Source organism: Conexibacter stalactiti (assembly GCF_033542075.1).
In the GTDB taxonomy this organism is placed as follows: Bacteria; Actinomycetota; Thermoleophilia; order Solirubrobacterales; family Solirubrobacteraceae; genus Conexibacter; species Conexibacter stalactiti.
The window spans coordinates 1-6,366 of record NZ_JAWSTH010000176.1 but is presented as its reverse complement, the minus strand read 5'-3'; the positions used below and the strand labels follow the sequence as shown (position 1 = coordinate 6,366).

Genomic DNA, 6,366 nt, shown 5'->3' with positions numbered 1-6,366 from the left:
GCAGCGGCCGCGGGCCGCGGGCGAGGGGCGGCGCGCAGCGGCCGCGGGTGGCGGGCGGCGGGCGAACGGCGGCGCGTGCGCGACTACGGCGCGCCGAGGAAGCGATCGAGCAGGCGCGTGAAGCGGACGCGCTCGCCGAACAGGAAGGCGTGAGCGCCCGGCAGCAACGCCAGCCGCGCGCCGGGGATCAGCCGCGCGATCCGGCGGGCGTTGAGCGGCGGCGTGACGGGGTCGGCGCGGCCGGCGGTCACGAGCACCGGCAGTCGCAGCCGTCGCAGCGCTCGCGCGTTCGCGTTCGAGCGCAGCCACGGATCCTCGGCGGCGACCTGGCTGCGGACCGTCGCGGCGGGGACGGCGAAGTCGTCGGGGATCGTGCCCGCCTCGCTGGCGCGCTCCAGCCGCGCGAGGAAGGCACGGCCCTCGGCCTGGCCGGTGCGCGTGCGCGGGTAGAGGACGCGCAGCACGGCAGCGTCGGAGGGGTCGGGGTCGCTGTCGATCCGCTGGTCGGCTGGCGGGCCGAGCACGGCGCGGTCGCCGCCGGGGTTGGTGCCGGCGAGCGCCAGCCGCCGCACCCTCGCGGGGTGGCGGATCGCGAGCTGCTGCGCGACGAAGCCGCCCATCGACCAGCCGAGCACGTCGGCGCTCTCGATCCCGATCTCGCGCAGCAGCCCGGCTGCCGTGTCGGCGAGGCCGGCGAACGAGGTGCGCGCGCCAGGCGGCCGGCGGGAGGAGCGGCCGAGGCCGGGGTAGTCGAACAGGATCAGGCGGCGGTCGCGCGCCAGCAGCGCCAGCAGCGCCGGGTCCCACTCGGCCATCGTCGAGCCGGTCCCGATCGCGAGCAGCAGCGGCGGGCCGCTGCCGCGCTCATACCAGGCGATCCGCTCGCCGCCGACGGTCGCGTGGCGGACCTCGGCGTGGAAGGGAGCGGCCGCGGGGGCGGCGGGCGGCGTCGCGGAGCGAGCGGCCGCGGGCGCGCCTGGCGCGACCAGCGCCGCCGCTGCGGCTACCCCCACGATCATCGCCCGCATCCGCCGCATCGCCCCAGTCTGACGGCTGCGGGCATGAGGGCGGGTCTGTGCACCCGATGGGTGTGCAGACCCGCACTCATCGGGCCGACGCGCGCGGCGGGCGGGGTGGGCTGCCGCGCGGGCGCGCCAGGAACGCCAGCACGAGCGAAAGCGGCCGATCGGCACCTAATCTTGACTAAGACGATCAAGATGCTACAACTTGTCCTGTGCGCGCACACAGGACACCAAAACTGCTCAGCGCCGCTGCGGGGGCGGAACCGGAACCGATCACCCTCAGCGCCGAGGCGGCCAGCCGCGACTTCGGCGGCGTGCGTGCGCTCGACGGCGTCTCGCTGAGCGTCGCCGAGGGCGAGGTCGTCGGGCTGATCGGGCCCAACGGCTCCGGCAAGACGACGCTGCTCAACCTGCTCAGCGGCGTGCTGGCGCCGACCGCCGGCCGCGTCCTGCTCGACCAGGCGCCGCTGCCGGCCGTCCCGCGCCGCGCCGCTCGCGCCGGCGTCGTGCGCACCTTCCAGAACATCCGCCTCTTCGGCGAGCTGACGGCGCTGGAGAACGTCGCCGCCGCCGCGGTCGCCGCCGGCGGTGCGCGCCGCCGCGACGCCGACGCGATCGCCCGCCGCGAGCTGGCCTGGCTCGGCGCCGAGCACGTCGCGCCCGCGCTCGCCGCCGACCTCTCCTACGGCGAGCAGCGGATGGTCGAGATCGTCCGCGCGCTCGCCGCCAGGCCGCGCCTGCTGCTGCTCGACGAGCCGGCCGCCGGGATGCCCGAGAGCGAGACGCGCGCGCTCGCCGCGCTGATCGCCCGCATCCGCGAAGAGCGCGGCGCCGGGCTGCTGATCGTCGAGCACGACGTCGACCTGATCGTCACCAGCTGCGACCGCGTCGCCGCCCTCGTCGAGGGCCGCGTCGTCGCCCACGGCACCCCCGAAGCCGTGCGGACGGACCCCGCCGTCATCTCCACCTACCTGGGCGCCGCGGCGGCCGGGACCGACCCCATACCGAAGGACTAGCACCGAGATGGACCTCTCCCCTGAGCGGCTGCGCCGCCCTGCTCGCCTGCTCTCCGCGCTCGCCGTCACGGCCGCGCTCGGCACCGGCCTCGCCGCCTGCGGCTCCGATGACGACAACGACTCGGCGGGCGGCTCCAGCACCGCCGCCGCTGACACCGGCACCACCGCCGCCGCTCCCGCCGAGCTCGAGGCCGGCACCGTCAAGCTCGGTCTCGCGACCGCGCTGACCGGCTACCTCGCCCCGTACAACGCGCCGCTCAACAACGGCATCAAGCTCGCCGTCGAGCAGATCAACGCCAGAGGCGGCGTCGGCGGCAGAGTCAGACTGGAGCTGGCCGAGGGCGACGTGAAGTCCGACCCGGCGACCGCCGGCACCGTCGCGCAGCAGCTCGTCGACGGCGGCGCGAACGTGCTCGTCTCGCTCTGCGACACCGACTCGCAGGTCTCGATCGCGGCCGTCGCGCAGCGCACCGAGACGCTCAACATCTCGCCGTGCAACGCCGACCCGACGATCCCGTCGAAGTTCGACGCCTACTGGCCGGTCGCGATGGGCGCCAACGCGCAGACGGCGACGCTCGCCGACCAGGTCAAGGAGGCCGGCGGCAGAAACGTCTGGATCCTCGAGGACTCCGGCGTCCTCTACATCAGACTGATCAGCGACTGGTTCGAGAGAGCGGCCGAGAGCCGCGGCCTGGAGATCGTCGGCACCGACACCTTCAGAACCGGCTCGAAGGACTTCGCCGCGCAGATCGCCAAGCTGCGCAACGCCAACCCGAGACCGGACGCGATCGTCTCGGCGATGCTGACGCCGGACGTCGCGACCTTCCTGCGCCAGCTGCGCGCGGCCGGCGTCGACACGCCCTTCTACGGCACCGACGGCTTCGACTCGCAGCTGACGCTGAGAGTCGGCGGCGACGCGGTCGAGGGCGCGACCTTCACGACCTTCGGCTACCCGACCAGAGGCTCCCCGACCGAGCAGTTCTACGCCGACTACAGAACCGAGTACGGCCAGGATCCCGACGGCGCCTTCGCCGCGCTCGGCTCCTCCGCGATCCAGGTGCTGGCGAGCGCGATCGAGCAGGCCAGATCGACCGACTCGGCCGCGATCGCGAGAGCGCTCTCCGACGGCCTGACGGTCGACACGCCGCTCGGCGAGGTCGCCTACCCCGGCGGCGGCGAGCACATCCCGGCGATCCCGGTCCAGGTCACGAGAGTGCAGGACGGCAGATTCGTCTCGGTCGCCAACGGGCCGGCGCAGGACGTGCCGACGCCGTGACGCGATGAGCGCCCTGCTGCAGATCGGCGATCTCCATGCCCGCTACGGACCGGTCCAGGTCGTGACGGGCATGGAGCTGGAGGTCGCCGACGGCGAGATCGTCGCGCTCGTCGGCGCCAACGGCGCCGGCAAGTCGACGACGCTGCGCGCCGTCGCCGGCCTCCATCGCGAGGCGAGCGGGACGATCCGCTTCGCCGGCCGCGACGTGCTCGGCGCCTCCGCCGAGCGGCGGGCGCGCGCCGGTCTGCGGCTGGTGCCGGAGGGGCGGCGGCTGTTCGGCCGCCTCACCGTCGCGGAGAACCTGACGCTCGGCGCGGCGACGCGGCCGCGTGCTCAGCGCGCCGAGGTCGCGCGCGAGCGGGCCGAGCTGCTGGAGCGCTTCCCGGCGCTCGACGCCGCGCTCGGCAAGCCGGCCGCCACGCTCTCCGGCGGCCAGCAGCAGCAGCTCGCGCTCGCGCGGGCGCTGCTCGGCGCGCCGCGTCTGCTGCTGCTCGACGAGCCGACGCTCGGCCTCTCGCCGCGCCTCACCGACGAGGTGCTGGCGCTGATCGCCTCGCTCCCGCGCGAGCGCGGCATCGCCGTGCTGCTGGTCGAGCAGCATGTCCGCCTCGCGCTCGCGATCGCCGACCGCGCCGCCGTGCTGCGGCGCGGCCGCGTCGTGCTCGCCGGCGCCGCCGCCGACGTGCTCGCGAGCCCGGAGCTCGAGGCGCAGGTGCTGGGGGAGGGCGTGCGATGAACGAGTTCTTCCAGCAGAGCGTCAACGCGCTCTCGCTCGGCTCGACCTACGCGCTGCTGGCGCTCGGCCTCGCGATCGTCTTCTCGATCCTCGGCATGATCAACTTCGCCCACAGCGAGCTGCTGACGCTCGGCGGCTACGCGCTGTGGGGCCTGACGGCGGCCGGCGTGCCGTTCCTCTTCGCCGCGCTCGGCGCGATCGTCGCGGCCGGCCTGATCGCCGTGCTGATGGAGCGGATCGCCTTCCGCCCCTTCCGCGGCAGCGGGCCGGTGACGCTGCTGATCACCTCCTTCGCGGTCGGCTTCCTGATCCAGTCGCTGCTGTCGCTCTCCGCCTCCGAGGAGCCGGCGCACGCCGTCGCGATCCCGGACTGGCTGTCGAGCACGGTCAACCTCTTCGGCCTCAACGTGCCGGCGCTGCAGCTCGTCACGATGGCGGTCACGGCCGCCTGCCTGGCGGCCGTCGTGCTGTTCCTCAAGCGCACGCTGCTCGGCGTCGCGATGCGCGCCGCGGCCGACGACTTCGACGTCGTGCGGCTGATGGGCGTGCGCGCCGACCGCGTCGTCGCTGCCGCCTTCGCGCTGTCGGGCGCGCTCGCCGGCGTCGCCGCCGTGCTGGCGGTCGCGCAGGCCGGATCGGTCGACCCGACGACCGGCGTCTCGCCGACGATCAAGGCGTTCATCGCGGTCGTGCTCGGCGGCCTCGGCTCGCTCGGCGGCGCCGTCGCCGGCGGCCTGCTGCTCGGCGCGCTCGAAGTGCTGCTGCAGGCGACGCTGCCCGACGCCTGGCTGCCCTATCGCGACGCGCTCGTGCTGACGCTCGTCGTGATCGTGCTGCTGGCGCGGCCGTCCGGCCTGCTGGCGCGCCGCTCGACGGCAGAGGCGGCGATCTAGATGGGCGCGTTCACGAAGCTCGTCCCCGTCTGGCTGCTGCGCGCGCTCGCCGGCGCGGCGCTGCTGGCGCTGCTCCTCGCGCTCGTCGCGCTGGTCGGCGGGGGCGGCTCCAGCTCGCTGCAGGACGCGACCGTGCTGCTGCTGATCAACGTCGTGCTCGTCACCGGCCTGCAGGTCTTCACCGGCAACAGCGGGATCGTCTCCTTCGGCCACCTCGCCTTCGCCGGCGTCGGCGCCTACCTGGCCGCGATCCTGACGCTCGAACCGGTCCTGAAGGCCGGCTACATCGACGGCCTGCCGACCTTCCTCGCCGACGCCCACCTCGACCTGTGGCCCGCGATCGCGGTCGCCGTCGCCTTCACCGTGCTCGTCGCGCTCGTGCTGTCGTTCGCGCTGCTGCGGCTCGACGGCGGCGCCGCCGTGATCGGCACGCTCGCGCTGCTGCTCGCCGCCAACACCGTCTTCAGCGCCGCCAGCGGGATCACGCGCGGCGCCGGCGGCCTCGCGACGATCCCGCGCGAGACGACGATCGGCGTCGCGCTGATCGGCGCGATCGGCGCCGTCGTGGTGGCGCGGATCTTCCGCGAGTCGGCTGTCGGCCTGCGCCTGCGCGCCTCCTCCGGCGACGCGCTCGCGGCCGGCTCGATCGGCGTCGACGTGCGCGCCGCGCGCCGCTGGGCGTGGCTGCTGAGCGCCGCGATCTGCGCCGTCGGCGGCGCGCTGCTGGCGCACCGGCAGACGGTCGTCGCGCCGTCGAACTTCTACCTCCAGCCGACCTTCCTGCTCGTCGCGATGCTGATCGTCGGCGGCATGCGGACCGTCTCCGGGGCCGTCGTCGGCGCGGCGGTCGTGACCGCGATCCAGCAGGGCGTGCTGCCGCTGGAGGACCACGCGCTGCACCTCGGCCCGCTCGATCTCGACCGCCTCACCGGCCTCACGCAGGTGGTGCTGGTGCTGGCGATCCTGCTCGCGATGGCATGGCGGCGGCGCGGCCTCGCCGGCGACCACGAGCTCGACGAGGCGCTCGTGCGCGCCGTCCGCGACCACCGCCCCCGCACCCCCGATCCGCCCTCTCTCCGAACCCCCAGCGAGATTCCCGATGTCTGAGCAACCGATCCGAACCCAGCCCCACCGGGGCGTGCACGAGGCCGCCGTCGCGCAGGTCGACGAGCTGCGCGCGAGCCTCGGCCAGGCCTTCGTGCCGCGCGGCGGCCGCAGCAGCCGCGTCTTCGATCCCGCCCGCCGCGCCGCGCTCGACGCCTGGATCGGCGCGCTGCTGCCGGGCGACGAGCACTGGCCGCCGGCGGCGATCACGCACGCCGCCGACCACGTCGACGCGACCGCGCACGCGGCGCCGCCGCTGCGGCCGCTGCTGCTGGCCGCCGTCGACGCGCTCGACGCGCTCGCCGCCGCGCGTCACGGC

Annotated in this window: 6 protein-coding genes and 1 pseudogene; 6 read left to right on the top strand and 1 reads right to left on the bottom strand. The window is 75.1% G+C overall.

All coding sequences use genetic code 11. From position 1 onward, the window contains the following. Positions 1 to 83: 83 nt before the first annotated feature. Positions 84 to 1,019 carry an alpha/beta fold hydrolase gene (locus tag R7226_RS30665; RefSeq protein WP_318601338.1) on the bottom strand — a complete coding sequence of 312 codons (936 nt, stop codon included), beginning with the start codon at positions 1,017 to 1,019 and terminating at the stop codon, positions 84 to 86. A gap of 215 nt (positions 1,020 to 1,234) precedes the next feature. Between R7226_RS30665 and R7226_RS30660 the strand changes: the two genes are divergently transcribed. The 6 genes and pseudogenes from R7226_RS30660 to R7226_RS30635 form a co-directional block, all read left to right on the top strand. Further along, a complete protein-coding gene (locus R7226_RS30660; protein ID WP_318601337.1) occupies positions 1,235 to 2,038 on the top strand; it encodes an ABC transporter ATP-binding protein in 804 nt (267 codons plus the stop codon). Between the two features lie 7 nt (positions 2,039 to 2,045). Then, a complete protein-coding gene (locus R7226_RS30655; protein WP_318601336.1) occupies positions 2,046 to 3,314 on the top strand; it encodes an ABC transporter substrate-binding protein in 1,269 nt (422 codons plus the stop codon). Between the two features lie 4 nt (positions 3,315 to 3,318). Beyond that, positions 3,319 to 4,050 carry an ABC transporter ATP-binding protein gene (locus R7226_RS30650; protein ID WP_318601335.1) on the top strand — a complete coding sequence of 244 codons (732 nt, stop codon included), beginning with the start codon at positions 3,319 to 3,321 and terminating at the stop codon, positions 4,048 to 4,050. Then, a complete protein-coding gene (locus tag R7226_RS30645) occupies positions 4,047 to 4,943 on the top strand; it encodes a branched-chain amino acid ABC transporter permease (protein ID WP_318601333.1) in 897 nt (298 codons plus the stop codon). The genes R7226_RS30650 and R7226_RS30645 overlap by 4 nt, the downstream gene beginning before the upstream one ends. Further along, positions 4,944 to 6,050, top strand: coding sequence for a branched-chain amino acid ABC transporter permease (locus R7226_RS30640; RefSeq protein ID WP_318601331.1), 1,107 nt, complete (start codon positions 4,944 to 4,946; stop codon positions 6,048 to 6,050). Then, positions 6,043 to 6,366 (top strand): annotated as a pseudogene (locus tag R7226_RS30635) (hypothetical protein); the annotation flags it as partial. The gene R7226_RS30640 and the pseudogene R7226_RS30635, both read left to right, overlap by 8 nt.